We start from the raw sequence: 24,899 nt of genomic DNA on the forward strand, positions 1-24,899 counted from the left end.
TCGCCTCACCCCTCCGATCACCCCAGAGAGGCCCTCTGTGTCCGATTCGATAGACTTCGCCGCCTTTCCCCCCGACTTCGTCTGGGGCACGGCCACATCCGCCTACCAGATCGAAGGCGCCGTCGCCGAGGACGGCCGGGCACCGTCGATCTGGGACACCTTCTCCCACACCCCCGGCAAGATCGACAACGACGACCACGGCGACGAGGCCTGCGACCACTACCACCGGTGGCCCGAGGACATCGCGCTCATGAAGCGGCTCGGCACCGACACCTACCGCATGTCCGTCGCCTGGCCCCGCGTCCTGCCCGCCGGCGACGGGCTCGTGAACCCGGCCGGCCTCGACTTCTACGACCGGCTCGTCGACGGCCTCCTCGACGCCGGCATCACGCCCAACATCACCCTCTACCACTGGGACCTCCCGCAGGCCCTGCAGGACCGCGGCGGCTGGACCGCGCGCGAGACCGCCGAACACCTCGCCTCCTACGCCTCCGTTGTCGCCGGACGGCTCGGCGACCGGGTCACCCATTGGGCCACCCTCAACGAGCCGCTCTGCTCCGGGTGGATCGGCCACTTGGAGGGCCGGATGGCTCCCGGCCTCACCGACCTGCCCGCCGCCGTGCACGCCTCGTACCACCTCCTCCTCGGCCACGGACTGGCCACGCAGGCGATCCGCGCCGCGGCGCCGGGCGCCCGGGTCGGACTCGTCACCAACCACTCCACCGTCGAGGCGGCCTCCACCCGGCCCGAGGACATCGCGGCGGCCACTCGCATGGACGGGCACACCAACCGCTGGTGGCTCGACCCCGTCTACGGGCGCGGCTTCCCCACCGACATGCGCCGGCTCTACGGCGTCGAACTGCCGGAGCGCCCCGGCGACCTGGAGACGATCTCCGCGCCGCTGGACTGGCACGGCCTCAACTACTACTTTCCCGTCACCGTCGAGGACGATCCGACGGGCCCCGTCCCGCACGCCCGGGAGATCCGCCTGACTGATGTGCCGCGCACCGGCATGGACTGGCAGATCGACGCCGGGGGCCTGGAGGAATTCCTGCTGCGGCTGACCGACGACTACGGCGTGCACCGGCTGTACGTCACCGAGAACGGCTCCGCGTTCCCCGACACCGTCCGTCCCGACGGAACCGTCGACGATCCCGAGCGGGCCCGCTACCTGGAGCAGCACCTGAGCGCCTGCGCCCGCGCGGTGCGCAAAGGCGCCCCGCTGGCGGGCTACTTCGCCTGGTCGCTGCTGGACAACTTCGAGTGGGCCTACGGCTACGACAAGCGCTTCGGCCTCGTCCACGTCGACTATCCGACCCAGACCCGCACGATCAAGTCGAGCGGACACCGGTACGCAGACATCATCCGAGGCCACCGCCAGACCCATGCCTGACCCGCGGCACGGAGGGCGGGAGCGGCTCCTGCCGACGGGCGCGCGTGCGCCGGCAGGAGGTTCACGGAAGTGACAGGCTGAGGTGACGGGCGGCCTGCCGCCGGTCACCTCAGGCGGACGCCCGTACGACCAGCTTCGGTTCGAAGATCACGGTCCTGGGCTCTGTACGCGCACCCTGGACCTGCTCGTTCAGGAGCCTGGCCATCGTCGCGGCCATGTCCTCCACGGGTTGGCGCACGGTGGTCAGGGGCGGCCGGCACGTCACCGCGACGCTCGAGTCGTCGAAGCCTATGACGGCGACGTCCTCCGGGACCCTCTTGCCCAGCTCACGAAGAACCTGACAAGCCCCTTGCGCCATCAGGTCGTTGGCCGCGAACACGCCGTCCACCTGGGGATGCTCCCGCAGTAGCGTGGACATCGCCGCCGCGCCGCTGTCGAGGGTGAAGGTGCCCTCGACGACCGGGGGTGGACGTCGGCCCGCGCGGGCCAGAGCGTCGCGGAACCCGGTGAGACGGTCCTGGCCGGCTTGGAGCTCCGATGGAGCGCTGATCGCCGTGATGTGCCGGCAACCGCGTGCCAACAGATGAGCGCCGGCCAGCTCGCCCCCGGCGTAGTGGTCCAGGTCGACGTAACTGATCGGTGCCGTCCGGCCGGGACGGGCGAACAGGACGGTCGGAATCCGAGCGGAGAGGAGCATCTCGGGCAGCGGGTCGTCGGCCAGGATCGACACCACCAGCACCCCGTCGGCGCTGCCCTGCCGCACGTAGTCGACCACCTGCTTCCTGGCCGCCTGCGATTCGGCGAACAGCAGCACCGGGTGCATCGCGCGGGCCCGGAGGTACCCCAGGGCGCCGCTCACCACACGGCCGAAGAACGGATCGGCGAAAACCCGGGCGGCGAAAGCGTCTCCCGCCCCGGAGACGACGAGGGCCACGGTTTCCGCTCGCCGGGTAACCAGCGACCTTGCCGCACGGTTGGGGGTGTAACCGGTGCGCTCGATCGCGTGACGGACCAGCTCCTGGATGTCGGGATCGACGTTGCGCACACCGTTCACGACCCGCGACACGGTCGCACGAGAGACCCCCGCCTCCCGCGCAACATCCTCCAACGTCGGGGCCTGCCTGTTCACCCCCGAACCCTACCGTCGGCGACGCCCCCATCGGCAGGGGCCACCCGCCTTCACCCGCTCGAGGAAGCGCAGGCTCATGTCGCCGGTGACGCCGGTGGCCGGTGGCGTCGAACTCGAACCGAGTGGGGTGACCCAGGGATCGATCTGGGCGGTGACCTGCGGGCGGTCGTCGGGGACGTACGTGGTGGCCGCGCCCTGCGAGTTGGTGTACCGGCTGATCCTTTCACCGGTTTCCGGGTGGATGCCGTAGGGGAAGGTCGACGGCAGTTGGCCGTCAGGGCCTATGCGTGGGTGACCGCGGTTGGGGTGCCGTCGGAGCGGTGCGAGAGGACGATCCGGTTGTGGCTTCGATCGGTCAGCTTCGTCAGCCAGCAAGTGGGTGGGGGCCTTCCAGAGGGAGGACCGGGGGTCGGCCGGGGGAGGGAGGCCTGGGCAGATCAGGGTGGAGCCGTCCTCACGGGCCCAGATCGCCCCGGTGCCCTGCGTGTCGAGTTCCAGACGCTCGTCGAGGATGGAGGCCCCACTACGGCCGAAGAAGTTGCCGTAGCGATAATCGGAGAGATGAGTGCGGCGCGGATGAGAGGAGAGTGCCCGGGAGGGACGGCTCAGTGGGGGAGGGGGGCATCTCACCCGTGGCGACGTCGACCGGGTCGTTCGCGCACTTCTTGTTGAGCTCGATCCCCTGCCCGGCCGTGCAGGAACGCCCGGAACCTCCGGCCCTGGGCGTGGTCCTCGAACGGGTGGTAGCCGTACGCGTCGCGGACCTCCCACGCGTGCTCGGACGTCGTCTTCAACCGCTCGGGGTACTCCTTGACACGGATGACGTCACGGGACAGCCCTGCGGAGGCCGGCGGGATGACGACGGTGACGCGGGGCAGGTGCGTGTGATCGGGCCACGCTGGGGTCGCGCTCGGTGAGCCGGTTCTTCAGCCGGTAGCTGGGGCCGTGGAGGGTGATGAGTCGTGGACATCATGTGGTGACACCCCCTCCCGCCTTGCCACAGCGTCCGTGACCACACGACCGCTGCGGCAACGCGGGAGGCCGGACCGGCGCGACAAGCTTCGAATGGCGGGCCGGTCGGCGGGGTAAGGCTGCGTGGGTGACGCACCAGTGGATCATCGTGTCGGGGTCTGTGAACACGTTCGCCATCGACCCGCCGGCCATCGCGGCCAGCCTGCCGCGGCCGCCCCTCGGGACGGTCGCGGTCGAGGCGATGCCGTGGGAATTGCAGGTGGGCGACGTCGTTCCCTACGACGACTGCATCGGTCGGCCGATCGCCGACATACACGCCGTCGGCCCCGGACACCGCGCCAGACGCCTCATCCTGACCGACCTGCCGCCCCTGACCGTCCGCCACAAGCTGCGTGTGTACCGTGCAGTGCAGCGCCTCTGAGCACCTGGTCGAGGCGGCGGTCCAACCGCGGATGTGCTCGTCGGCAAGGGTCACCCAAAGGGGCAGCGACTTACCCAACGGTGTCGGGTGTGGCTTTCAGTGGTCGCGGTCCGTTGCTTCCCACCATTCGCTGTCCTCCCCCCGGGACTCGGCTGTTGATTGGGAATTGCGATCCGATCGCTGAGTAGGTACTGGCCAGCGAACTCGTCTGCGGTGCCCGGTGGCAGGCGACCGGTGGAGAGTGCGCATGACAGCGATCAGGGCCGGTATCGACGCCGGTAAGACTCATCACCACCACGTGGTGATCGATGGCGGCGGCAAGCGGCTGCTGTCACGGCGGGTGGCCCCATCGGACCGGGGAGGGGCGGGTCGGGTGGCACGTGAGGCGCTGCCCGACCTTGAGGCTGTCCGGTCGTTGTCTCGGAGGCGCTTCAGGAGGTTGTCAGGTTGATCATCCTGTGGTCGGACAGACCGCTGTCTATGACACGGCAGGCGTAGGAGGGCCCTTGAGGTCCGAAGATGTAGTCGATTTTGTTGCCGCCATCCGTGGCCTCGCCGGCGTGCGGTGAGGCCGGAGTCGGCTGCCCGCACTCCTGATGGCCGGTGTAGAGGGTACTGAGGTAGCTGACGTCCTGCGTGGTGGTGTTGAGATCGCCGCCGTAGCAGGTGGTGTAACCGCCGGCAGTGAGCGTGTCGACGTTCTCGCGCATCTTCACGGCCTGCTTCGGACGGAAGCGGTTGTGGGGATCCGTGTCGTCACCGGCCAAATTGCCGTTGGAGTCGCGGTAGGGACCGCTGCTGAAGTGGGCGTTGCAGTATGCGGAACCCTCGGCCGGAACGACTGCGCAGAGCATGGGCCGCTGCTCCGTGCCGGCCGGCGACGGCAGGACGGTGCCCTGGTACCAGGTGTTGTTTTCGGGCACCGCAAGGACGACGCCGAAGGCTCCTCGGTCGATGTCGTCAGTGCCGTCCGAGCAGTTCTTCTGCGCTTGGATGACGGTGCCGTCACTTGCGGTGGCCACCTTGTAGTACGTCGGCATGAACCGGGCACCCAGTGTGTCCAGTCCCGCAGACGCCGCCAGGCCGTCACTCCGCTGCAGCCGATCCGCTCCGTGGGCACATCCGCCCCGCTCACGCCCTTGCGGAACACGTAAACGATCCCGCGCAGGGCAGCCCGGTCATCCGCCGGCAGCCGACCGGGATACCTCCGGCGCCTCGACGGACGCGGAGGCAGCAATGGGGCTACGTTCCCACAGGTCAGCAGGCACAAGATCATCCGGCACCCACACAACTCTGCCGCCCCTCAACGTCAACTGCCCAGCCTGACAAGCGACTGATTCCGAGATGATCAGCTAGTCGCTGAGGAGCCGCTCCCACAGCAGCCCGTCCCGCCAGCTCCCATCGAGAAAGATCGAGGAGTGCGCGACGCCGTACGGACTGAACCCGTTGCGGCGCAACACCCGCTGCGACGGCAGATTCTCCAGATTGGTGGACGCCTCGGCGCGGTGCAACCCGAGTTCGTCCGTCATCACCCGGAGTACAAGCCCGACGGCGTTCCCGGCGTGCCCTTGATTCTGGGCGACGCTGGCGATCCAGTATCCGACGGAGCCGCGGCGCAGGTGCGGCTGCGGCAGGATGCCTCCGACGGTGACCTGCCCGATCACCTGGTCGTCGGCGAGCACCACACCCGGCCAGACCGTGCCGGCCCGGTATCCGGACAGCAGGCTGTCGATCCGTTCTGCCTGGCCCTCCGGGGTGAAGAAGTCGGCCGATTGGGCCGGTTCCCACGGCCGAAAAGCCTCGAAGTCCCGCACGCGATGCGCAGCGATCGGAGCGGCGTCGGTGGGCTCGATCAAGCGGATCCTGGTGCTGCTGCCCATGGGCTGATCCTCGTCGCAGTGCGTTAGATGAGGCGGCCAGCCTATGTGAGGCTGTCCCGTGCCGCCGCACCCTACGCTCGCTGGGTCGTCGAGCGGGCCTTCGCCTGGAGCCTGCAACTCGCCTGCATCACCATGGGTTTGTGACGGCTCCGCATTTCATTCTGAAATGATCAGTAAGGCTATTTCGCCTTCCGGGCATGGCTTTCGGGAGCCCGGTACGAGCCGCCGCCCGTGCCGGGGCAGAGGGGAGCGCTTACCGAAACGCCCGGCAACATTTCCCCGACTCGAAGCAAAGACGAAGTTGGTGTCGCATAAATGACATGGCACGTGTACGGGCATCCTCCAACTCCCTCCGCCAGAAGCCCCGGTCCACCGCGCCGAAGGCCGGCTGCCGGGCAGCCGCGTGGAACCGGAGGTGTGGCCGCGGCCCGCGCCTACCTGGCCCGTGAGGGCACCCTGGCGGGCGTCTCACGCGACCACGAACATGCCGTGTATGAGGGCCAGGAGCACACGGCGAATCTTGGTGCATGGCCGCTGCTGCCTGTGGACCGCGGCGGGTGCTGAACGCTGGAGGCATCGCTGCCTTCCTGTCGCCGGCTCTCGGTACCAGTTGCGCCAACCGCCAGACGGCCGCCCGGGCTGGGGGAGCGACCACCCACGGCACGGGAGCCGCCAACGCAAACCTCGCCGCGCTGCCCATCGGCAGCTCGGTCAACCAGTGCGGCGGCGCCGACATGCCAGACCTGGACCAGCCGTGGGCAGCAGGCCCCGCTTACAAAAATTCCTGATGACCGAGTTCAACGAGATGCGAAACGACTGAACGAGGCACTCATGAACAGGGCCGAGTAAGCGCCTGGCTCGGCTGACGCGCAAGTGGACAGATGTCTCTTGTCGCGGCTTTCGAGCTCGTTGACGAGCTTTGCGGCCGGGGCTTGGTGGACGATACGGCCTTCTCTGGCCGCGCCAGCGCTCCCCGTCGAAGGACCTCGGGCCACGGACCCCATGCGCCCCGGAGGCAGTCGTGGGGCGCCGGCCGTTGGGACGGCGTCCCACGTTCGGATGCATGGGCGTCAGCCGGTCCAGGCGCTGTGGGTGCCGTCAGGGTTGAGGACGACGTACATCCCGTTGGCGTTGACGGCCGCGTCGCGGTGATCGGCCACCAGCGTTGCCATGACGTGCCCCTGGTAGATGATCTTCAGCGTGTAGTGGTCTGCCGCCACCTTGGTGACCTTGGCGGTGCTGCCGTCGGGCAGCAGAAACGAACCCGCGCCGTACTGTTCGCGGCCGGTCCAGGAGACGGCGTCACCATCGGCCGTCAGAACGACGAACATGCCGTTGTGCTGGCCACCTGCGTCGGCGTTCTTCGCGACAAGGGTCCCGAGGAGGTGGCCTTCGCGGGAGACGTTGTCCATGCGGTAATGGTGGGCGCCCAGCCGGTAGATCTTCGCGGTGCTGCCGTCGACCAGCTTCTGGGTACGGACCGGGGCGGCCGTCATCGCTCTGCTAGCCGCCTTTGTTGCGGAGCCGGCCGAGCGAGCGGACACCGCCGGCGAGGTCCCGGCCGGGCCGGCGGCCACGGCCGTGGCGGCCGGGGCGAGGAGAGCGGCGGCCAGGGCCACCGTGGTCATGGCGTGGATGACGGTACGACGGTGGGACGGTGAACTGAACATGCGGTCTCCTGGTCAGAGAGATGTGCGGACCGGCGGCAACGCCGGTGAGAGTCGCATGCCGCCTCCTCGGGCGTGTGGGGCCGTGAGGCGCGAGGGGCTGCATGACGAATCTAAGAACGGGATGCGGTGGAGTCGTCCGCTCCATGTCACCAGCGTGTGACAGAGATCATTCGAAGACCCGATTCGACACTCGTGGCCCGCGTCTTGTGCCAAGTCCACCGGCACAGCGCAGCCAGGCCGGCAGATCGGGGTTCACGTCGTACGTCCGCGTCCACCCGCGCCCTGACCCCGGCAAGGTCGTCGACTATCCCACCCGCGACGCACTGCCGACTGGCGCGCCCCGGGCTCGGTGGTGAGTGTTTCGTCGAGTAGGTCGGGGTTGTCGGTGTCGAACGCCTCGTAGTGGCGGCGGGCAAGTTCTTCAGCGCGGGTGCACAACGTGCTCCTCTTCCACCCGCGGTCACGTCTCGCACCACTTCGCCGACGGGTCCCTCTCATCTGGTCGGCCCGCTCGGGGATGGTGTGGGCGATTCCGCGGGTGCACGGCGCGGGCGGCCTCGAAGTCGCCGGGCAGGTCGTGCTCCGGGTGGGGCCGGCGGGCCGCGCCGTAGGTCTCGCCGCGCCGTACGGCATCCCGCGGCGCGGCACCAGGACGCACAGCTCGTCTGTTCGCCGTCCGAGGTTGCCGCGATGCGGCGTCGTCACTCCATCGTGGTGCGGCGGGCGTAGGCGCGGGCGGCACGGGCCCGGTCGCCGCAGCGGATGGAGCACCACTGGCGGCGCCCGTGCTTGACCAGGAAGCGGTTGCAGGGCGGGGAGGCGCAGGCGGCCAGGCGGGCGGCGTCGGAGGAGGTGAGCAGGTCGGCGGCGTCGGCGGCGATGACCGCAAGGGCGTGCTCGACGATCGCGGTGGTGGGGTGGGGTGTGGCGCGGTAAGGCCCGGTCTTCTCGTCCCACAGCAGAAGGGACGCCGTGGGGACGCGGCTCATCGCGTCGTTGATCGCCGTGACTGCGGTGCGCAGGGCGGGCTGGCCGGCGACGCGGGAGGCCAGCAGCGACCTGACCTGTTCACGCAGTGAGCGCAGCTGCGTCGCGCACGTCTCGGCCATGCCGGTGTCGACCGGGGCGAGGTCGCGCTGCGTCAGCCACTGCTCGGCCTGCGCCGGGGTGCCCAGGAGGTCGGCCGTGTGCCCGCCCGGCAGTGCGACGGCGCTGTTCGCCAGGGCCAGGGCGGGGTGCTCCGCCTCGCCCGGCGCCGATGGGAGGGCGGCTTCTTCCATCACGAACTCTTCCATGCTTCTCATGGTACGGGTTGCATCCATCCGTGAGGTGCACCTACAGTCGGATCACGGTTAACACGCACTCTATCCGTGAGGAACCTACTTCGTGTCTTCCCAGACCCTGCGGGCCACCCCGTTCCCCGTCCGCGTCTTCGGCGGCCCGACCGCCCTCTTCGACTACGGCGGCCTGCGCTTTCTCACCGACCCGACCTTCGACGGCCCCGGCGACCACCCGGCACCGGCCGTCGTGCTGACCAAGACGGCGGCGGCCGACGGCAGCCCGGCCGATCTCGGCCGCGTCGACGTGGTCCTGCTCTCGCACGACGAGCACGCCGACAACCTCGACACCTCCGGCCGGGCCCTGCTCGCCGACGTCCCGCTGACGCTCACCACCCCCGGCGGCGGGGAGCGTCTCGGGGCGGCGGCCACCGGCCTCGCCGACTGGCAGTCGGTCGAGCTCGAGCGCCGGGACGGCGGACCCGGCACGGTCACTGTGACCGGCGTGCCCGCCATCCACGGCCCCGGCCCGCGCGAGGAGGTCGAGCCGATCGCCGGCCAGGTCGTCGGGTTCGTCCTGACCGGCGAGGACCTGCCCACCGTCTACGTCAGCGGCGACAACGCCTCCCTCGACGCGGTCAAGGACATCGCCGAGCGCTTCGCCCCGGTGGACACGGCCCTCCTCTTCGCCGGAGCGCCCCGCTTCCCTGAGGTCTTCGACGGCGGGCTGATCGTCCTGGACAGCGCACAGGCCGCAGAGGCCGCGAAGATCCTCGACGCCGGCCGCGTGGTCCCCGTCCACTACGACAGCTGGGCCCACTTCACCGAGGGCGCCGACGAGCTCGTCGCCGCCTTTGCCGCCGCCGGTCTCGCCGACCGCGTGGACTTCGGCGTCCGCGGCTGACCCCACGTACGTCGGGAACGTACGCCGGACACGGCCGGGCGTCGGCCGACAGAGAACCGCCGCGACTGTCGGCCGCCGCCCGGCGCTCCCCGCCTCCCCGCACACCTCTCGAAACCGAAGGACCGCACGACCATGACCGACCCCATCCGCGGCACCCGCCATGGCTCCGCTCCCGCCGCCCTGTCCGTACTGGACTCCGCCATGACCGGCACCGGCCAGACCGCCGCAGAGGCGCTGGCCGGTAGCATCGAACTCGCCCGGCTCGCCGACCAGCGCGGCTTCACCCGCTACTGGATGAACGAGCACCACGCCATGCCCGGCGTCTCCACCTCCAGCCCGCCCGTCCTGCTGGCCCGGCTCACCGCGGAGACCAGCAGGCTGCGGCTCGGCGCGGGCGGGATCATGCTGCCCAACCATCCGCCGCTGGTCGTCGCCGAGCAGTTCGGCATGCTGGACGCCCTCGCTCCCGGCCGTATCGACCTGGGCCTGGGCCGCGCCCCGGGCACCGATCACGCCACGGCCGCCGCCCTGCGCCGTGGCGCGAACGGCGCCGAGGACTTCCCCCAGCAGGTCCTCGAGCTGCTGCACTTCCTCGGCGACGACTTCCCGGCCGAGCACCCCTACGCCGACCGCGTGTACGCCGTGCCGGGGCCCGCACAGGACCGGCTCAACGGCGTCACTCCGCCCACCGGCCGCCTGCCGGTGTGGCTGCTCGGCTCGTCCGGCTACTCGGCGCAGCTCGCCGCCCGGCTCGGCCTGCCGTTCGCCTTCGCCGCGCACTTCAACCCGCGCGATGCCGTGGCCGCCCTGCGTCTGTACCGCGAGCAGTTCACTCCGTCCAAAGCCCTGGCCGAGCCGTACGCCCTGGTCAGCTTCACCGTCGCGGCATCCGAAGACGAACGTGAGGCCCGCCGCCAGGCCGGCACCCTCGCGCACGCCATGCTCCGCATGTTCCAGCGCAAGTCCTACCTGCTGCCGTCCCCCGAGGAAGTGGACGCCTACACCTACGACGCCCAGGAACGCCAGGCCGTCGACAGCTGGCTGAACCACGTCCCGCACGGCACCCCCGAGCAGGTCACCGCCCACCTGAACCAGGTCCAGCGGGACTCCGGCGCCGACGAGCTCATGATCGGCAGCGTCGGCCACTCCGTCCATGCCCGGCTGCGTTCCACCGAGCTGATCGCCGACGCCTACGGCATGCCCGACAGCCCGCGCTGACACGGGACCGGGCAGACCTCACCCGACCACCTTTCGCCGCCAAGCCCCCTGATACTCAGGGTTCCCGAGGAGTCCTCGTGGCCACCGTCCTCGCCCTGTCCGGCAGCCCGTCCCGTACGTCCCGTACCGCACTCCTAGCCGAGCACACCGCCGCGGACCTCCGCTCCCGCGGCCACCGGACCCACCTGCTCGCCCTGCGCGACCTGCCCGCGACACCGCTGCTCACCGCGGACACCCACGACGCGTCCCTCGCCCGCGCCATGAGCCTGGTCGCTGAGGCCGACGCCCTCGTCGTGGCCACCCCCATCTACAAGGCCGCCTACTCCGGCCTGCTCAAGACCTTCCTCGACCTGCTGCCCCAGCACGCATTCGCCGGGAAACCGGTGCTTCCCCTGGCCACCGGCGGCAGCCCGGCCCACGTCCTCGCCCTCGACTACGCCCTGCGTCCGGTCCTCACCGCGCTCGGCGCCCAGGTTTGTCAGGGCCGGTTCGTCCTGGACCGGCACATCACGACCTCCCCGGACGGCGCGATAACCCTCGACCACGACGACGAGTGGCAACTGGCCCGCCTCACCGACCAGTTCGCCCGCGCTCTCCCGTCCCGCACACACCTGACTGCCGCCTGACGACCACCGGACCGCCCCCGCCCGGCAACCCGCCACCCCGGTCTCCCCCGAAAGTACGGATCACATGGGCCACTCGCCCCTCGCCTCCACACGCACCCCGCCCACCGCCGCGCTCTCCCCCTCCATATCCGCGGTGCAGAAGCGCACCCTGATCGTGCTGCTCGTCTCCCAGATCCTCAGCGGCGTCGGCCTCGCTGCCGGTGTCACCGTCGCCGGGCTGCTGGCAGGGCAGATGCTCCACAACACCTCGCTGTCCGGACTGCCCATCGCCCTGCTCACCGCGGGCTCCGCCGGCGCCGCCGTCGCCATCGGACGCGTCTCCCAGCGCCTCGGCCGCCGCCCCGGACTGGCCGCCGGTTATCTCACCGGCGCTCTCGGCGGTGCCGGTGTCGTCGTCGCGGCCGCGCTCGGCAGCCCCGCGCTGCTGTTCGTCTCCCTGTTCCTCTACGGCGCCGGCACCACGTCCAACCTCCAGGCCCGGTACGCGGGAGCGGATCTCGCCGCGCCCCATCAGCGTGCCCGCGCCACCTCCACCGTCATCGTCGCCACCACCGCCGGCGGCATCGCCGGACCTCTGCTCGCCACCCCCGCCGGGCATCTCGCGACCGCGCTCCACCTGCCCGAGCTGACCGGCCTGTTCCTTCTCTCCACGGTCACGTTCACGCTGGCCGCCCTCACCCTCCTCCTATGGCTGCGCCCAGACCCGCTGGTACTCGCCCGCACCCTGCCCGCGGCCCCGGACGAGGGCGCATCCGTGCACTCCCCGGCCCGGCCCGGCCCCGGCCTGCTCGTCGGCGTCGTGGTCCTCGCCATCAGCCAGCTCGTCATGGTCGCCGTGATGACCATGACCCCCATCCACATGCACGCCCACGGCTTCGGCACCGCCGCATCCGGCCTGGTCATCGCCCTGCACACCGGTTCCATGTACCTGCCGTCTCCACTGGCCGGCCGCCTCGTCGACCGATTTGGCGCCACTGCGATGAGTGTGGTGACGGCTGGCACGCTGCTTGCCGCGGGAGTAGTCGCCGCTCTCGCGCCCGGCCACTCCTTCACCCTGATCACCCTCGCCCTCGTCCTGCTCGGCGTGGGCTGGAGCTTCGGCCTGGTCACCGGCACCGCGATCGTTACCAACAGCACGCCCCTGGCCACCCGCGCCAAGGTCCAGGGACTGGTCGACGTCGCCATCGCCGTCGCGGGCGCCGTCGGCGGCCTGGCCTCCGGCATCCTCGTCGCCATCACCAGCTACCCGATCCTCGCCGTGCTGTGCGCCGTCCTCGCCTTCGTGGCTGCGCCTGTGGTCATCGTCGCGGCCCGCAAGGGCCCCGCGCACGCCTCGCCGACGCAGTCGGGGCGGAAGACGAGCGAAACGTGCCACGCACCAGCGGCCAGGTAGGTCACAGCCGCGAATCGGTGGTGAGGACCTCTGCGGACTCGAAGAGACGACAACGCGGACACCGAGGTTGCTTCGGTCACTTGCGACACCCGCCCGCCCGGGATCCACCTGCGGCGATCCTGTTTCATGAGCTGTTGCAAACGGCTGGACGTCTGAAACACTTCTTGAAACAACCCGGGGTCGTGAGCGACGACTTCAAGCACGTGGAATCGCACGACTGCCCGATGCCCAGCTGCGCCGCCCCCCAGGCTCCCCCCTGCCGGACCGGCAAGGGCAAGGTGGCCATCCAGTACCACATCGCCCGCTTCCGCCTCGTGTCCCAACTCGCCAAGATGCTCAGCATGCCGGCCCCCGCCGTACGCAAGCCGGGGTCGGCCTGGACCGAGCTGCCCCGGCCAGCGACCGTTGGCGCCGAGCCGGTCGGACGCGTCCGCCTCGGCTACGCCTGTGCCTCGAACGCGGCAGTCCCTCGACGCGCAGCTCGCCCCTCTTGCCGAGGCTGGAGTAACGCGCCGCTTCTCGGAGAAGATCCCCACACGAGCCACCACGCGCCCGGAGCTGGAGGCTGCCGTGAAGATCACCGGAGAAATCCGCTCCTTCGGCATCGCCGTCACCCTCGTCGTTCCCGAGCACAACACCTCGGCCGCGGGCATCGACTCGCCATGCTCGCCGAGCGACTGAAAGCGAGCGACGTCGGCCGGGAGTTCCTCACCGGCGAGCTGAAGGGCTCGCACGAGCCGTCCGGCATCGTGTTCACCGTGCTCGCGGCCATGCCCGGGAGGGAGCGCGAGTACATCCGCGACCGCACCCTCGAAGGGCCACGAGCACGCCCCCAAGGGTGACAAGACCATCGGCGGCGCGGGCGTCACCCACGAAGACATGCGTCCATGGCCCTCCACCTGCGCGACATCGCCAAACGGCTTGTCATCACCACCGGTACGAAGAAGGGCCAGCACCCCTTGCCCGCCACCGTCATGCGGATGCTGCGCGAACACGACGAGCAGGCCGCCATGGCGGCGACGTGATCACCCGCGACTTTGCGGTTGGTGTCTGGGCTACGACTCCGGGGCTCGTCGACGGGAGAAAAGACCGGCCGTCCAGGGGCACCCTCGTCGAGGACGTGCCGCCGCCACTCCGGCCCGGTCTGCATCGACGGAACGGTGACGTGGCGACAGACCCCGCTGCCCTGGGCCCCCGGGGCCTGCCGGTCGTCCGGGGCTGCTGCTCGGCACCGGCTGACGAAAGTTCAGTCGGGGCCGCCCTTTCGGTGGGTGTGCTCGGCGGTCTTGGTTTCGGGGTTGAACACCATGTAACCGTCCTCGCAGGTGGGGCAGTCCGGGCAGGGCTTGTCGGTGGCATGGTCGGCCGGCACTCGATGAAGCGTGTCCGGTCGGTGGGATGCGCCCGGGGATCGTCTTCCATGCCCGCGCAACTGAAGTAGGCGACGTGGTGGATTACCGGACGTGAGGTCTCGCTGATCACGATCTCCTCCGCCGGGGGCGGGGCGCCGGAGCCTGCCTCCGCCGCTGTCTGTTGGAGAGGTTAACGCCGGTGGGTGAGCGACTTTCGGACGTGCGGTTCGGCGGCAGAACGATTCCCCGGCCCGTTGCTGCATCGTTTCGCCTCCCACTCATGCGGCTTGAGAGATGACCGGCCGACACGGGGCCGTACGTACTGTTTTGGGCCATGTTCTTCGACTTCGTGGAGACGCGTCCCACCACTGGGCACCATACGTAATCAGTGAGTCACGAAAAGTGACACCTGCGTGAGGGTCGCCATGAACAACAGCAACGTGACGAAGGACCGGCGGGGACGCTTGATGACCACCCGCCCTGCCCGCCTGGACATAGACCCTGACGCCCCACTGTCCCTTCCACACGTACGCACCGACTCCCGCCTCGCGAAAACACCCCGAAGGAGACCGATGTCCACTTACCGGCTCGCCCGCACCGCTGTCTGCACGGCACTCGCCGCAACCCTCCTCGGCACCGTCACCAGCAGCGCCTTCGCCGCTGACCGCACCAACCAGGACCTGTTCAACAAAATGGACGGCAGCCGGCTGGCCCTTGGCAACGACTCCACCGCGGACGGGGCCACGGCTATCACCCTGCGCGATCCCGCCTGGAAGTACAGCACCGAAGCCTGGGACGAAGTCGGCGGAGCCTGGGAAAACGGCCGCTTCACCCTGACGCTCAAGAACCAGGCCGCCGACAAGTGCCTGCAGCCGTCCTCCGACACCCCCACCCGCGGCACCACGATCGTCGTACGCACCTGCGACGGCTCGGACCTGCAACGCTGGGTGCTGCGCCCCGAGTACGACAACAACTCCCGCTGGTGGCTGTGGCAGCCCAAGGTCAACACCTCCCTGGCCATGACCCTCAACCGCTACAACGACGGCAGCTGGGACAGCCTCTACCTCAACACCGCGATCCCCAGCGACGACCGACTGTGGCGCCTCGGGAACAACGACACCGCCTGGTAGCCCGGCCCACCGGTTCCCACCCCGCGGCCTACCTGGCGCCAAGCCACCCGGCCCCGCATTTACAGGAGGAGGCTCCCCCAACACGGCCGGACTGGTCACGTTCGAGAAGGAAGGCGCCGAGAGCGCATCGAACCTCCCCCCGTCGAGATGTCTTTGACCTGGAGAAGAACACCCGACGCTGAGGCCGCTCGATGTCCGTGAGGACGACGGAGATCTCCTCTCCGGCCTCGAAGTCTCCGGTGGGGGCCGACAGCAGGCCGGCCGTGGACCTCTCTGAAGCAACCAGCCCGTCGACTCCGTCAGCGACATGGACGAAGACGCCGACGGGATGCACCCTGTCGACCGTCCCGCGTAGTTCCTGGCCCACCACGGTGCGGTCGGCGGAAGCCTGGAAGGAGTCGGGCGGCAGCGCCTTCGACGACAGGCCGGCCTCGGCGTTGAAGGTGTCGAACTGAAGGAACTCGCACGAGAGACGCTGGCCGAGCTCGACGGACATCGGTGGGAGCGTCGATGTGCCGCCAGGACAGTTCGGGGATCACGATGAGTCCGAAGCCGGGCAATGTCGGATGGTCGGGGCCGTCGTCCAGGGCTACGAAGACCCCGAACCGTTCGATAGCCGCGACAGTGCCGGACAGGATCTCGCCGCGGTGCAGTGACTCCAGGAACGCCCAGAGTCCGGGTTCTCAGACTGCCAATCCATGCCGGCCACCCCGGCACACGGCAACGTGTGCAAGACATGTCCCCTCGGTAGCTCCAGTCCAGCCGAACCATTGCCCCGCAGCCACATGCTGCCCCAACCGCCAATTCCTTGATCGCCGGGACAGTCAGTCGGCGGGGTCGGCGGGCCTGCGTACACCCGCGCCTTGACCCCGGCCTCTCCCGGCGTACGCCACACCGGGGTGATGCCGAAGGTGGCTCACAGCTGCTGGTGACCCATCCCTCACCTCACGGATGGTGCCCTCGGCTTCGTTCATCTTTGGGAGCAGTGTTTGTCGACGGGTTCCGGAGTCAGTTGGTGATCAGCTAGCTCATGAATGTCGAGGGCAAGCGACGGCACTGGCGTGGCCGCGGACGAGGGACAGCCAGCCGTCCGTCAGGCCGGCCGGCGACGGTCAGGTCGGATGTCATGCCCCCACGTCGCCCGGGCGGCCGGGGAACAAGTAATCCGCCAGCAGACGCTGCTTTCCGAGGCGAGTTCCCGGCACTGCTCGCCTACGGTCCTGACCTCCGGCGTGAGCAGCGGAAAGCGATGGCGATCTCACGCCCCGCCGGTGTCTTCTCGGCCGCGGAACGGCGTTTCCAGTACGCGACGGTCAGCACGCCCAGCAGTGGACCCCACAGGGTCAGCGGCGCATAGCAGAAATAGAACCAGACAGCTTCCCAGCCGCCTGCTTGGCCAGGGGAGTCGGCTGGCGGCTCGCCACCTCGGATCGTGGTGCCCCTGATCTCGGAGGCGAATGAACAGAAGGGTGAAGAGGAGGGTGAGGCTCACGGCCCCGATGGTGGCCAGGAGGACGGCTGCCCTGCTCGGAACCCGGCGGCCGCGAAGGAACGGGATCCAGCGCGGGAACACCTCACCCCAGCGGGCGATCAGGCCGATCGCAGCGAACGCGAAGGCTTCGGACAGAACCGACAGGAAGACGACGTACGTCCGTTCGCCGAGTCCGCGACCGTCGCTGAACGCGGCCGGGAGCCGCCAAATACTGGAAGGAAGGACGGTCAAGGGCACGGCGTAGGCCACGAGTCGAATCCACCGTGACACTCCGGCAACGGGCTCGTGGGCCGCCCGCCATGCGACGCGGAATCGTCCGGGATGGACGGTAGGGGGTTCTTTGGCGTGCAGGAGCTGCTGCATTGGCGGTCCTCGGCTTCGGTGAACTGCTGTTCGAGCCCGTTCAGTAAGGAAGATCCCAGTCACGGGGGCTCCGAGCATCGCTCTGAGGGCTGACTCGGCTCCGTCTGACGGCCGACGAAGTGGTGCGACCGGCGGATGACTGCAGTGCCCGTTTGCCGCATGACGTTTCCCCAAGAGCATCCCGACGCTGCCCTGGCTAGTGACCCCGTCCCTCCCGAACTCATCGACAAGTGACGTCACTACCGTCTGGCAAAGCCACCCCGTGAAACACCCTGTGCGTCGCCTTGTCAGGCGCCCTGCCCCGAGGGGCCGCGCTGTCGGCACTGCAATGAGAGGTTCTGGACTCAGACGGGCCTGGCGGACGGTGTTCGCTCGGGCAGGACGTGTGGTCCGGTCGGTGCTGTGGTGACCCCCACGACACCTCCGACCGTGTGAGGTCTGGGGAAAGACCGCTGGCGCCGGGCGCCGGCCGCCCCTCGCACGCTCTGCTCTCACGGGCCCGTCAGGTTCGGGATCCTCGACAGGTGAGCTGCCCCACGGTGACGCCTTCTTCCTCACGACCCTTGAGCTCTGAACACGGCGTGCGCCCGTGCGGCCTTGCGGCGCCGCGCACGGCTGATGAGGTGGCGGGCCAAAGAGTCCTTGAGTGCGCCGTGCGCCCCGTGTGCTCGCGTTCGAGAACAGCACCGGTGAAAGGGCGGGGTATGGACGTGTTCTGCGGGATCGACTGGGCGGAGGAACACCACGGCGTCGCGACCATCGACAACACCGGCAAGCAGCTGGCCACGTGCCGCAGCAACGACGACCTCAACGGCTACGAGGTCTTGCTCGACCTCTTGGCCGAGCCGGCGACACCGCTGAGGTACCGACCCCCATCGCGATCGAGAACAGCCGCGGCCTCCTGGTCACCCCCCTGCGGACCGGCATCCGGCACATCTTCGCGGTCAACCCGATGGCGGCCTCGTGCTATCGCGACCGGCACCGGCGAGCAGACGCTGACAGCCGCGCTCGACAACCCCGATGGCGACGCCCTCTTCCGCCGCCAAGGCGCCCGCGCCGACGCGGAGGCGGAGCGGCGGATGGCTGCCGAACGTAAGGCGCGGCGGCCGGTGTGCTGGCGGTGCGGGACAACGTTCACCGACGAACGGCGGGAGGAGTCCACCGCGCGGGACGTCTGAAAGACGGTCGGCGACCGCTCCGTGTGCGTCAGCTGCCACGCCGATGACGTCGCCCGCCAGGAAGCCGACGCCGAAGCGGCCCGCCTCCAGGCCACGATGCCCCCGGAGCCGGACGATGGCCACGCCCAGGCGCCGGGCAAGCTCCGCGGCCTGTTCCGCCGAGACACCTGATGCCGGACAAGTCGAAGGCCGGACAAGGCCGTCACGCTCAGCCGCTGGCCAAGCGACGGCACGACGTCAGGAGTCGGGGGAAATCACCGAGGTGGTCGGCCGGTCGTACGGATCGTTCCGCCTCGCGGGTGAGGAGGGATGGAACCGCAGGCGGATGCGTGTCGGCCACCGTGTCCAGGAGCCTGACGCACATGCTGAAAGTGAATGCAGTGCCCGATGTACCTCGGTGGGCTCGGATCGCTGCGGTAGGCGCAGCGTTGACCAACGTGCCCTCGGCGCTTTGGCGGGTGGCCATCGCCGTTGGTGTCCCTGTTGGGCTGGCGCAATCCGAATACGATCAGATGGGGGCTCCTGGCTTCGGCTCGTTGGTCCTCGTCGGCCTCAGCCTGGTCTCCGAGGTCTTTGCGTTCCTCACCCTCGGGCTCGTGCAGAGCTGGGGTGAGACCTGGCCGCGCTGGGTCCCGTATCTGCGGGGACGTCGAGTCCCCATCCTGCTTGGAACCGGCGTGGCGGGGCTCGGCGCAGTGGCTACGAGTGTCTTTGGCGCACTGTTCGTCTACACGTCGCTCAACGCAGACATGGAGGGCTCCGCCTGGGGGATCTGGCTGCTCAACGTCGCCTATGCGCCGTTGCTGCTCTGGGGTCCTCTGCTGGGCGCGGTCACAGTGCACTACTACCGGCGCCGGATGGCTGCCTGTCCAGCACCGGCATGAAGAACCGGATGCCTGCCGCAGCGGCGATGCACTGAGCCGCCTTCATTGGGGGGACGGTTAGCGGGGCAGGTGGGTGGTGATGGTTTTGCCGCCGGCCTGGTCGGAGTTGATGGTGACGTGGTGTGCGATGCGGTGGACCAGGGGCCAGCCGAAGCCGACCTGGGGGCTGTTCAGGTCGGGGTGCGCGTGCGGGGCGGGTTAGGCCGGAGATCGGTGACGGTTACTGTGAGGGTGCCCGGATGTGCGGTCAGGTGCAGCGAGCATTCACTGCCTGCGTCTCGCAGCGCGTTGGTGACCAGCTCGGAAACCACCAGGACCACGCTGTCGGCTGCGGGTGGGGCAGGGGCCGGTTCCAGGGCGTTGAGGAAGTCATGGGTGGCGTCGCGGGCCTCGACGACCCGCAGCCGCAACAAGCTGGGTGTAGTCGGTCATCCCCCCATCATGCCCGGGGAGTGGCCGCGCTCGTGGTGGCTCAGTTCAGGAGCCGCGACAGCGGGGCTGGTTAGCGGCTCCGGCTCGTAGAGGCCCAGGAGAACGCCTTCGGCCCGAAGAACTTCAGGCCCCCGGCCACGCGTACGCCGAGGGGACCGGCCGGTACACCTCGGTCATTTCGGTCCTTCGGCTTAGTACTCCAGCAGTGTTTCGCTATCTGGCCTGGTCAGTGGCTTCGCCGGGAGTGTAGTGGGCTGATGGCATGTCAGGGGCGGTCTTGCCGGACCGCCTCTCCAACGAGTGGCATCGTCGCCGGTAGTGGCAGTGTCTGGCGACGGCCTGACGCCTGCGCCGCCACCGTGACCAGCTCATGGCGTGGATGCGAAGCGGCGGGCGCGTTCGGTGCGCGAGGTCAGCTGCCAGCAGCCGGCGGACTTCCGCCACGGTGAGTGGAACCAGGGTGGAACCGTTTCTGCATCCCCCTTTGCCGCCGCCTGCGCCGCCGTGACTGCGAGAAAGGCGTGCGCAAGCATGGCCAGGGTGATGTGCCGCGTCCAGCCGACGTAACGGCGGACCTCGTATTGATCCAGGCCGCACTCGTTCTTCGCTGCCTGGAAGCACTCCTCGATCGCCCACCGGCGCCCGGCAACGCGCACGAACCGGTCGACGTCGGTGCCCGCCGGGGCATATCCGAGGTAGTAGGCGATTTCATCGGGTCTGCTGATACTGCGCCGTGCCAGCGCCCAGCGGTGATGGGTGGGCCGCTCGGCGTCGAAGTCCTCGATCAGCGGGAGTTGGACGGCAGCCCAGTGATAGACACGCGGGCCCTTGGCGCCGTCGCCGCACGAGCGCTTCTCCCATGCCTCGTCCGGTGCCTGCGTGAAGAGGTGGTCGATACGGCCAAAGCGCGGCACCTGCTGAGACTTCGGGACGGCGAGCACGTAGCCGACGGCGGCTTCTTCCAGCATCCGGCGAAAGCGCAATTCCTGGCCGTGGGCGGCATCCGCGGTCACCCAGGCGATCGGCAGCGGCGAGGCGAGTGCGCGCAGCACCATGGCCCTGGCCAGCTCTGGTTTGGTGGCGAAGTTCCTCTCATCGGGAATCTTGGCGGCGCGACAGCGTTCGCGGTCGTCCGTCCAGGACTTGGGCAGATACAGCTCGCGGTCCACCAGGGCGCGTCCACGGGTGGTGGCGTAGGCGGCGAAGACGCCGATCTGGCAGTTCTCGGTGCGGCCGGCGGTGCCGGAGTACTGGCGCTGCACGCCGGCGGAGGTGGTGCCTTTCTTGACGAAGCCGGTGTCGTCGAGGATGAGGACCCCGTCGGCTTGGCCGAGCTTGTCGGCGACGTATATCTGCAGGTCGTCGCGGACGTCGTCGGCGTTCCAGGTGGCTCCGTTCAGCAGCCGTTGCAGGCCGTCGGGGGTGCGGTGGCCTGCATGTTCGGCCAGTTGCCAGCCGTTTTTGCGGCCGACCGGGCCGAGCAGGGCGCGGACGTAGTCGCGCATGCGGCGTCGCAGGTCGGCGCGGCCGAAGCGGTGGCCGATACGCAGGAAGAGGTCGTTGAGTTCATGGTCCCAGGTCGCGTCTGCAAGGTCGTCGATCACGCGGAGAGACTGCCCTCATCACAGCTCGGACAGTTCTCGATGCCACTCGTTGGAGGGGCGGTCCGGCAAGACCGCCCCTGACATGCCATCAGCCCACTACACTCCCGGCGAAGCCACTGACCAGGCCAGATAGCGAAACGCTGCTGGAGTACTAGTTGAGGGGTGGAGCACAGCGCGATTCCCTCGACCTGATCCGGACCCGGGAGGCCTGAACGGAGGCCTACGCCGCTCTCGCGGCGGCGTGCGTCTCCGGAGGCACCGCGGCACTGCGGCGGCGGTTGATCGCCCTGTCCGTACGGCTCTGGTATGCGACCAATGGGGCAACGGCATCGATGTGCGGATCGGCGTCGCGGACACGATCAACACGGCCGCGATCGTCTCCGCCCGCACGGGCCCCTCCGGAGTCCTGCACCTGCCCGACCACCGCGCCGTGCACGACTTCCTCGGGCCCTTGCCCATCGACGCCCTTCACGGCGTCGGTGCGTCACCTCACCGCAGGCTGGTCAGGAAGGCGGTAATCGCCTCGTTGGTGGCCTGGGGCGCGGACAGGTGCGGGCAGTGCCCGGTCGCATCGAGCGTAACCAGCTTCGAGCCGGGGATGGCCTGGTGGACGAACGTGCCGACCTCCCGGGGGGGGGCGATAACGTCCTGAGTGCATTCCAGCACCAGCGTCGGCACCTTCACACCCTTCAGCTCGTCCCTCGAGTCCGACCGGAACGTGGTGCGGGCGAAGACGCGCGCCATGTCCGGGTGGGTGGCGCAGAAACTGTTCTTCAGCTCCTCACCGAGCTCGGGCCGCTCCCCGTTCCCCATGATCCGGCGCCATCGCCGCCGACCATCCCAGGTAGTTGGATTCCAGTGACTCCAGCAGTTCGTCGATGTCCTTCGCACTGAATCCGCCGTTGTAACCGTCGTCATCGATGTAACGCGGAGACGGCGCGACCATCACGAGTGCTCCGATGCGCTCCGGAGTCATGTCGGCGGCCAGCACCCCGATCATCGCGCTGACCGAGTGCCCCACGAACACCGCGTCGCGCAGGTCGAGTGCTTCGCAGACTTGGACCACATCCTGGGCGTACCCGTCCAGGGAGGCGTAGCGGTCCTCTGAGAACGCTGACAGGTCCGAGCGGCCCGCACCCAACGTAGTCGAACAGCACCACTCTGTAGTCTGCGACCAGGGCTGGCACGGTCAGCCGCCACGTGTTCTGATCACAGCCGACCCGTGCGCCAGCACCACCGTCCGCCCCTGCGGGTTGCCGGTGACCGTGACGTTGTTCCTGCGAGCGATATCCATACCCGCGACTCTCTCAGGCCCGCGCCCCCCCCGGTCCGGCATGGGCCCTGGCCCCGCCGGGCGTCCAGCGGAGGCTCGTTACTGCGTTCGCACATCGACCTTGGCCTTGGGCTGGTCAATGTCGGATTCGGGGGCTTCAGCGGGTGGTGAACATGCCTTCCCTCAGGCGCTTCAGGGTGCGGGACAGGAGCCGGGAGACGTGCATCTGCGAGCAGCCGAGGCGCTCGCCGATCTGGGACTGGGTGAGTTCCTCGACGAACCGCATGTGGATGATATGCCGGTCGCGGTCGTCCAGCTCGGCGATCAGCGGGGCCAGCGCGTGGAAGTCCTCGACGAGTTCCATGGCCGGGTCCTCGGCGCCGATGAAGTCAGCGAGAGCGGCTTCCCCGTCTTCGTCCCCGCTGATGGTGGCGTCCAGCGAGCTGGAGTTGTAGCCGTTGGAGGCCAGGCGGGCCTCGATGACCTCCTCCTCGGTGAGGTTCATCAGGGTGGCCAGCTCCTTGACCGTGGGGGTGCGGCCCAGGCGGGTGCGGAGTTCCTCGGTGGCGCGGGCCAGTTCCACGCGTGCCTCCTGGAGGCGTCGCGGGACGTGCACGGCCCAGGAGGTGTCGCGGAAGAACCGCTTGATCTCCCCGACGATGTACGGCACGGCGAAGGTCGTGAACTCCACCTCGCGCGTCAGCTCGAAGCGGTCGATCGCCTTGATCAGGCCGATCATGCCGACCTGAACGATGTCCTCCATCTCGTTGCCCCGGCCACGGAACCGGCCGGCCGCGTAGCGGACGAGGGACATGTTCATTTCGATCAGCGTGTTGCGGACGTCCTGGTGTTCGGCGGTGCCCTCCTCGAGCACGGCCAGCTGGTCGAAGAACAGCTTCGACAGAGCGCGGGCGTCCTTCGGAGCCACCCTCTGCGGGTGGGAGACCTCGCGCAGGACGGGGGGCCGGCTCTCAGTGGTCACCGTCTGCTGGGCAGTCATCATCACCGTCATGCTTCTTCCTCCCACACCCACTCACCTGTCTGCCGACAAGGCGACGGAGCACCGCTTACCCAAGACCGTTGAACATACGCTTCCGGACGCCGAACCCGTGATCGTCGCGCGGGCGGCAGCGTACGACGGTGCACAAGGCACACGCCCTCGCCTTTGTGCTGCGCGCCGCCACGGAGATCGGCGCCGCCGGCACGTGGCGCGATCCCGGGGCGTGGCGAACGACGAGCGGCCCCGAACACGATCCTGCAGGTCGAGGACGGTGAGGTCACCGAGGAGCTAGTGGGCACGGCATCACCGCCTGCCTGCGACTGATCAACAACCTCGAAATCAACGAAGTCGCAATCTGCGCCCGCATGGAGAACGTGGAGGAGAGCACTCTCATCTGACCGGCCGCCATGGGGAACATTGCGCCTGCTTGATGTGTGGTGGCCACGTTAGGCGGCTCTTCCCTGCCTGTTCCGCTGCTCGCCAGGTGAAGCACGGGCCGGCTCCCCGTGGCAAGACGACAACCAGCGGTTGCCTGGGTCGGGCGGCACTCTGCCCCACTGATCAGCAGCCCCAGACCCGGGTGCCATGGCGAGCAGGTGACAGCGCACCCTCTTCGGCACCCAGGCCAGAGCGCGGTGCCTGGTCAGGTCGGCTGGAGTTCGCCGGTGACGGGGATGTCGGGGGCGTCATGGTTGGTGACGATGGCGAGGCTCGGGTCCTACCGGCCGGGGTTCCATTGGCCACCGGCCAGGCGGAGGAGCGCGATGTTGGGGGTGGGGCCCCGCTTCCAGTCGAGGGTGCCCGCCCGTAGCCCGGCCTTGGGGGCCTGCCCGACGATATTCACCCGCTCAGTCGAGGCTAGATGAGTGAGTCCGATTTTTGTGCTGGCCGCGACCATGGCGAAGGGCGCCCGTTGGCTCGTGTGTGAAGACAAACCTGGACGCCCTTCTGGCGGCACTGTACGTGTTCATCGACGACCATGTGGCCCCGCGTCGCCGGATCGGGCGACCTCCGAGACTGACGGACGCCGAACTGCTGTGCCTCGCGGTCGCCCAAGTGCTGCTCGGGTTCCCCTCGGCCCGGCACTGGATCCGCTTCGCGCATGCCCGGCTGGGGCATCTGCTCCGCTACCTGCCCCAGCAGTCCGCCTACAACAAGCGTCTGAACGCCGCCGGGCCGCTGATCTCCCACGTGATCGAGGCCTTGGCCCGGCAGGTGCCGACCTGGGACGACGACCTGCGGCTGATCGACTCCACCCCGCTGCCCTGCGCGGCATCGAGGGAGACCGTCAAACGATCCGACCTGGCG

25 protein-coding genes and 4 pseudogenes are annotated in these 24,899 nt (G+C 69.1%); 13 read left to right on the forward strand and 16 right to left on the reverse strand.

Translation table 11 applies throughout. The annotated features are described in order from the left end of the window. Nucleotides 1–37 precede the first annotated feature (37 nt). On the forward strand, nt 38–1,393 hold the full coding sequence (locus IE136_RS17125; protein ID WP_158993651.1) for a GH1 family beta-glucosidase: 1,356 nt from the start codon (nt 38–40) through the stop codon (nt 1,391–1,393). Nucleotides 1,394–1,502: 109 nt separating this feature from the next. On the opposite strand, the gene IE136_RS17130 is transcribed toward IE136_RS17125, so the two are convergent. Both IE136_RS17130 and IE136_RS17135 read right to left on the reverse strand, forming a co-directional pair. Continuing rightward, on the reverse strand, nt 1,503–2,522 hold the full coding sequence (locus IE136_RS17130) for a LacI family DNA-binding transcriptional regulator (RefSeq protein ID WP_158993653.1): 1,020 nt from the start codon (nt 2,520–2,522) through the stop codon (nt 1,503–1,505). 626 nt (nt 2,523–3,148) lie between these two features. Continuing rightward, a complete protein-coding gene (locus IE136_RS17135) occupies nt 3,149–3,400 on the reverse strand; it encodes a DUF4158 domain-containing protein (RefSeq protein WP_373309080.1) in 252 nt (83 codons plus the stop codon). 221 nt (nt 3,401–3,621) lie between these two features. Between IE136_RS17135 and IE136_RS17140 the strand changes: the two genes are divergently transcribed. After that, nucleotides 3,622–3,915: a hypothetical protein gene (locus tag IE136_RS17140; protein ID WP_158993655.1), complete on the forward strand. Its 294-nt coding sequence runs from the start codon at nt 3,622–3,624 to the stop codon at nt 3,913–3,915. Nucleotides 3,916–4,346: 431 nt separating this feature from the next. Here the strand turns inward: IE136_RS17140 and IE136_RS35720 are convergent, their stop codons facing one another. The 5 genes and pseudogenes from IE136_RS35720 to IE136_RS17165 all read right to left on the reverse strand — a co-directional run bounded on the left by IE136_RS35720 (nt 4,347) and on the right by IE136_RS17165 (nt 8,760). Next, complete coding sequence (locus tag IE136_RS35720; RefSeq protein ID WP_229818922.1) at nt 4,347–4,955, reverse strand: hypothetical protein; 609 nt, start codon at nt 4,953–4,955, stop codon at nt 4,347–4,349. 17 nt (nt 4,956–4,972) lie between these two features. After that, nucleotides 4,973–5,198: pseudogene (locus tag IE136_RS35725) on the reverse strand (transposase); the annotation flags it as partial. A gap of 69 nt (nt 5,199–5,267) precedes the next feature. Then, nucleotides 5,268–5,795 (reverse strand): GNAT family N-acetyltransferase, encoded by a 528-nt coding sequence (locus tag IE136_RS17155; RefSeq protein ID WP_158993663.1) that lies wholly within the window; start codon nt 5,793–5,795, stop codon nt 5,268–5,270. Nucleotides 5,796–6,865: 1,070 nt separating this feature from the next. Further along, the gene (locus tag IE136_RS17160; RefSeq protein WP_189600767.1) at nt 6,866–7,465 is read right to left on the reverse strand and encodes a hypothetical protein; all 600 of its coding nucleotides are present in this window, start codon (nt 7,463–7,465) and stop codon (nt 6,866–6,868) included. 701 nt (nt 7,466–8,166) lie between these two features. Further along, nucleotides 8,167–8,760 carry a CGNR zinc finger domain-containing protein gene (locus IE136_RS17165; protein WP_158993667.1) on the reverse strand — a complete coding sequence of 198 codons (594 nt, stop codon included), beginning with the start codon at nt 8,758–8,760 and terminating at the stop codon, nt 8,167–8,169. 91 nt (nt 8,761–8,851) lie between these two features. Between IE136_RS17165 and IE136_RS17170 the strand changes: the two genes are divergently transcribed. From IE136_RS17170 to IE136_RS35740, 7 genes are all read left to right on the forward strand, one after another. Next, complete coding sequence (locus IE136_RS17170) at nt 8,852–9,646, forward strand: MBL fold metallo-hydrolase (RefSeq protein ID WP_158993669.1); 795 nt, start codon at nt 8,852–8,854, stop codon at nt 9,644–9,646. A 132-nt stretch (nt 9,647–9,778) separates the two neighbouring features. Further along, complete coding sequence (locus tag IE136_RS17175) at nt 9,779–10,864, forward strand: LLM class flavin-dependent oxidoreductase (RefSeq protein WP_158993671.1); 1,086 nt, start codon at nt 9,779–9,781, stop codon at nt 10,862–10,864. 77 nt (nt 10,865–10,941) lie between these two features. Then, nucleotides 10,942–11,490 carry an NADPH-dependent FMN reductase gene (gene ssuE, locus IE136_RS17180; protein WP_158993673.1) on the forward strand — a complete coding sequence of 183 codons (549 nt, stop codon included), beginning with the start codon at nt 10,942–10,944 and terminating at the stop codon, nt 11,488–11,490. 64 nt (nt 11,491–11,554) lie between these two features. Continuing rightward, complete coding sequence (locus IE136_RS17185; protein ID WP_189600768.1) at nt 11,555–12,883, forward strand: MFS transporter; 1,329 nt, start codon at nt 11,555–11,557, stop codon at nt 12,881–12,883. A 447-nt stretch (nt 12,884–13,330) separates the two neighbouring features. After that, nucleotides 13,331–13,564: a recombinase family protein gene (locus IE136_RS35730; RefSeq protein ID WP_229818903.1), complete on the forward strand. Its 234-nt coding sequence runs from the start codon at nt 13,331–13,333 to the stop codon at nt 13,562–13,564. Next, nucleotides 13,546–13,725 (forward strand): recombinase family protein, encoded by a 180-nt coding sequence (locus IE136_RS35735; RefSeq protein WP_229818904.1) that lies wholly within the window; start codon nt 13,546–13,548, stop codon nt 13,723–13,725. Before IE136_RS35730 ends, IE136_RS35735 begins: the two co-directional genes overlap by 19 nt. 45 nt (nt 13,726–13,770) lie before the next feature. Then, nucleotides 13,771–13,908: a hypothetical protein gene (locus tag IE136_RS35740; RefSeq protein ID WP_229818905.1), complete on the forward strand. Its 138-nt coding sequence runs from the start codon at nt 13,771–13,773 to the stop codon at nt 13,906–13,908. A gap of 221 nt (nt 13,909–14,129) precedes the next feature. On the opposite strand, the gene IE136_RS36430 is transcribed toward IE136_RS35740, so the two are convergent. Continuing rightward, the gene (locus IE136_RS36430) at nt 14,130–14,255 is read right to left on the reverse strand and encodes a hypothetical protein (protein ID WP_268247935.1); all 126 of its coding nucleotides are present in this window, start codon (nt 14,253–14,255) and stop codon (nt 14,130–14,132) included. 552 nt (nt 14,256–14,807) lie between these two features. On the opposite strand from IE136_RS36430, the gene IE136_RS17195 reads away from it, so the two are divergent. Next, nucleotides 14,808–15,365, forward strand: a complete 558-nt coding sequence (locus IE136_RS17195; protein WP_158993677.1) for an RICIN domain-containing protein — start codon at nt 14,808–14,810, stop codon at nt 15,363–15,365. 28 nt (nt 15,366–15,393) lie between these two features. Here the strand turns inward: IE136_RS17195 and IE136_RS17200 are convergent, their stop codons facing one another. The 3 genes and pseudogenes from IE136_RS17200 to IE136_RS35750 all read right to left on the reverse strand — a co-directional run bounded on the left by IE136_RS17200 (nt 15,394) and on the right by IE136_RS35750 (nt 17,220). Beyond that, nucleotides 15,394–15,861, reverse strand: a complete 468-nt coding sequence (locus IE136_RS17200; RefSeq protein ID WP_229818906.1) for a S1 RNA-binding domain-containing protein — start codon at nt 15,859–15,861, stop codon at nt 15,394–15,396. Nucleotides 15,862–15,916: 55 nt separating this feature from the next. Continuing rightward, nucleotides 15,917–16,027, reverse strand: a pseudogene (locus IE136_RS36730) (S1 RNA-binding domain-containing protein); the annotation flags it as partial. Nucleotides 16,028–16,577: 550 nt separating this feature from the next. Then, nucleotides 16,578–17,220 (reverse strand): annotated as a pseudogene (locus IE136_RS35750) (hypothetical protein). A gap of 704 nt (nt 17,221–17,924) precedes the next feature. On the opposite strand from IE136_RS35750, the gene IE136_RS36735 reads away from it, so the two are divergent. Together IE136_RS36735 and IE136_RS17210 are read left to right on the forward strand one after the other, a co-directional pair. Then, a complete protein-coding gene (locus IE136_RS36735) occupies nt 17,925–18,398 on the forward strand; it encodes a hypothetical protein (protein ID WP_373309077.1) in 474 nt (157 codons plus the stop codon). Between the two features lie 362 nt (nt 18,399–18,760). Then, nucleotides 18,761–19,282: a hypothetical protein gene (locus IE136_RS17210; RefSeq protein WP_189600769.1), complete on the forward strand. Its 522-nt coding sequence runs from the start codon at nt 18,761–18,763 to the stop codon at nt 19,280–19,282. Nucleotides 19,283–19,452: 170 nt separating this feature from the next. On the opposite strand, the gene IE136_RS17215 is transcribed toward IE136_RS17210, so the two are convergent. The 5 genes and pseudogenes from IE136_RS17215 to IE136_RS36435 all read right to left on the reverse strand — a co-directional run bounded on the left by IE136_RS17215 (nt 19,453) and on the right by IE136_RS36435 (nt 24,435). Beyond that, complete coding sequence (locus tag IE136_RS17215; RefSeq protein ID WP_229818907.1) at nt 19,453–19,692, reverse strand: hypothetical protein; 240 nt, start codon at nt 19,690–19,692, stop codon at nt 19,453–19,455. A 390-nt stretch (nt 19,693–20,082) separates the two neighbouring features. Continuing rightward, the gene (locus tag IE136_RS17220; RefSeq protein WP_373309078.1) at nt 20,083–21,318 is read right to left on the reverse strand and encodes an IS701 family transposase; all 1,236 of its coding nucleotides are present in this window, start codon (nt 21,316–21,318) and stop codon (nt 20,083–20,085) included. A 489-nt stretch (nt 21,319–21,807) separates the two neighbouring features. Then, nucleotides 21,808–22,612: pseudogene (locus IE136_RS36740) on the reverse strand (alpha/beta fold hydrolase). Nucleotides 22,613–22,748: 136 nt separating this feature from the next. Beyond that, nucleotides 22,749–23,591, reverse strand: coding sequence for an RNA polymerase sigma factor SigF (locus tag IE136_RS17230; protein WP_189600795.1), 843 nt, complete (start codon nt 23,589–23,591; stop codon nt 22,749–22,751). Nucleotides 23,592–24,309: 718 nt separating this feature from the next. Then, entirely contained in the window at nt 24,310–24,435 is a 126-nt protein-coding gene (locus IE136_RS36435; RefSeq protein WP_268247936.1) for a hypothetical protein, read from the reverse strand. An 80-nt stretch (nt 24,436–24,515) separates the two neighbouring features. Between IE136_RS36435 and IE136_RS17235 the strand changes: the two genes are divergently transcribed. Continuing rightward, nucleotides 24,516–24,899: transposase family protein (locus tag IE136_RS17235; protein WP_506417209.1), on the forward strand; the 384-nt coding region annotated here is incomplete at its 3' end.

It is taken from the genome of Streptomyces lateritius, from assembly GCF_014649715.1.
GTDB classification, from domain to species: Bacteria; Actinomycetota; Actinomycetes; order Streptomycetales; family Streptomycetaceae; genus Streptomyces; species Streptomyces lateritius.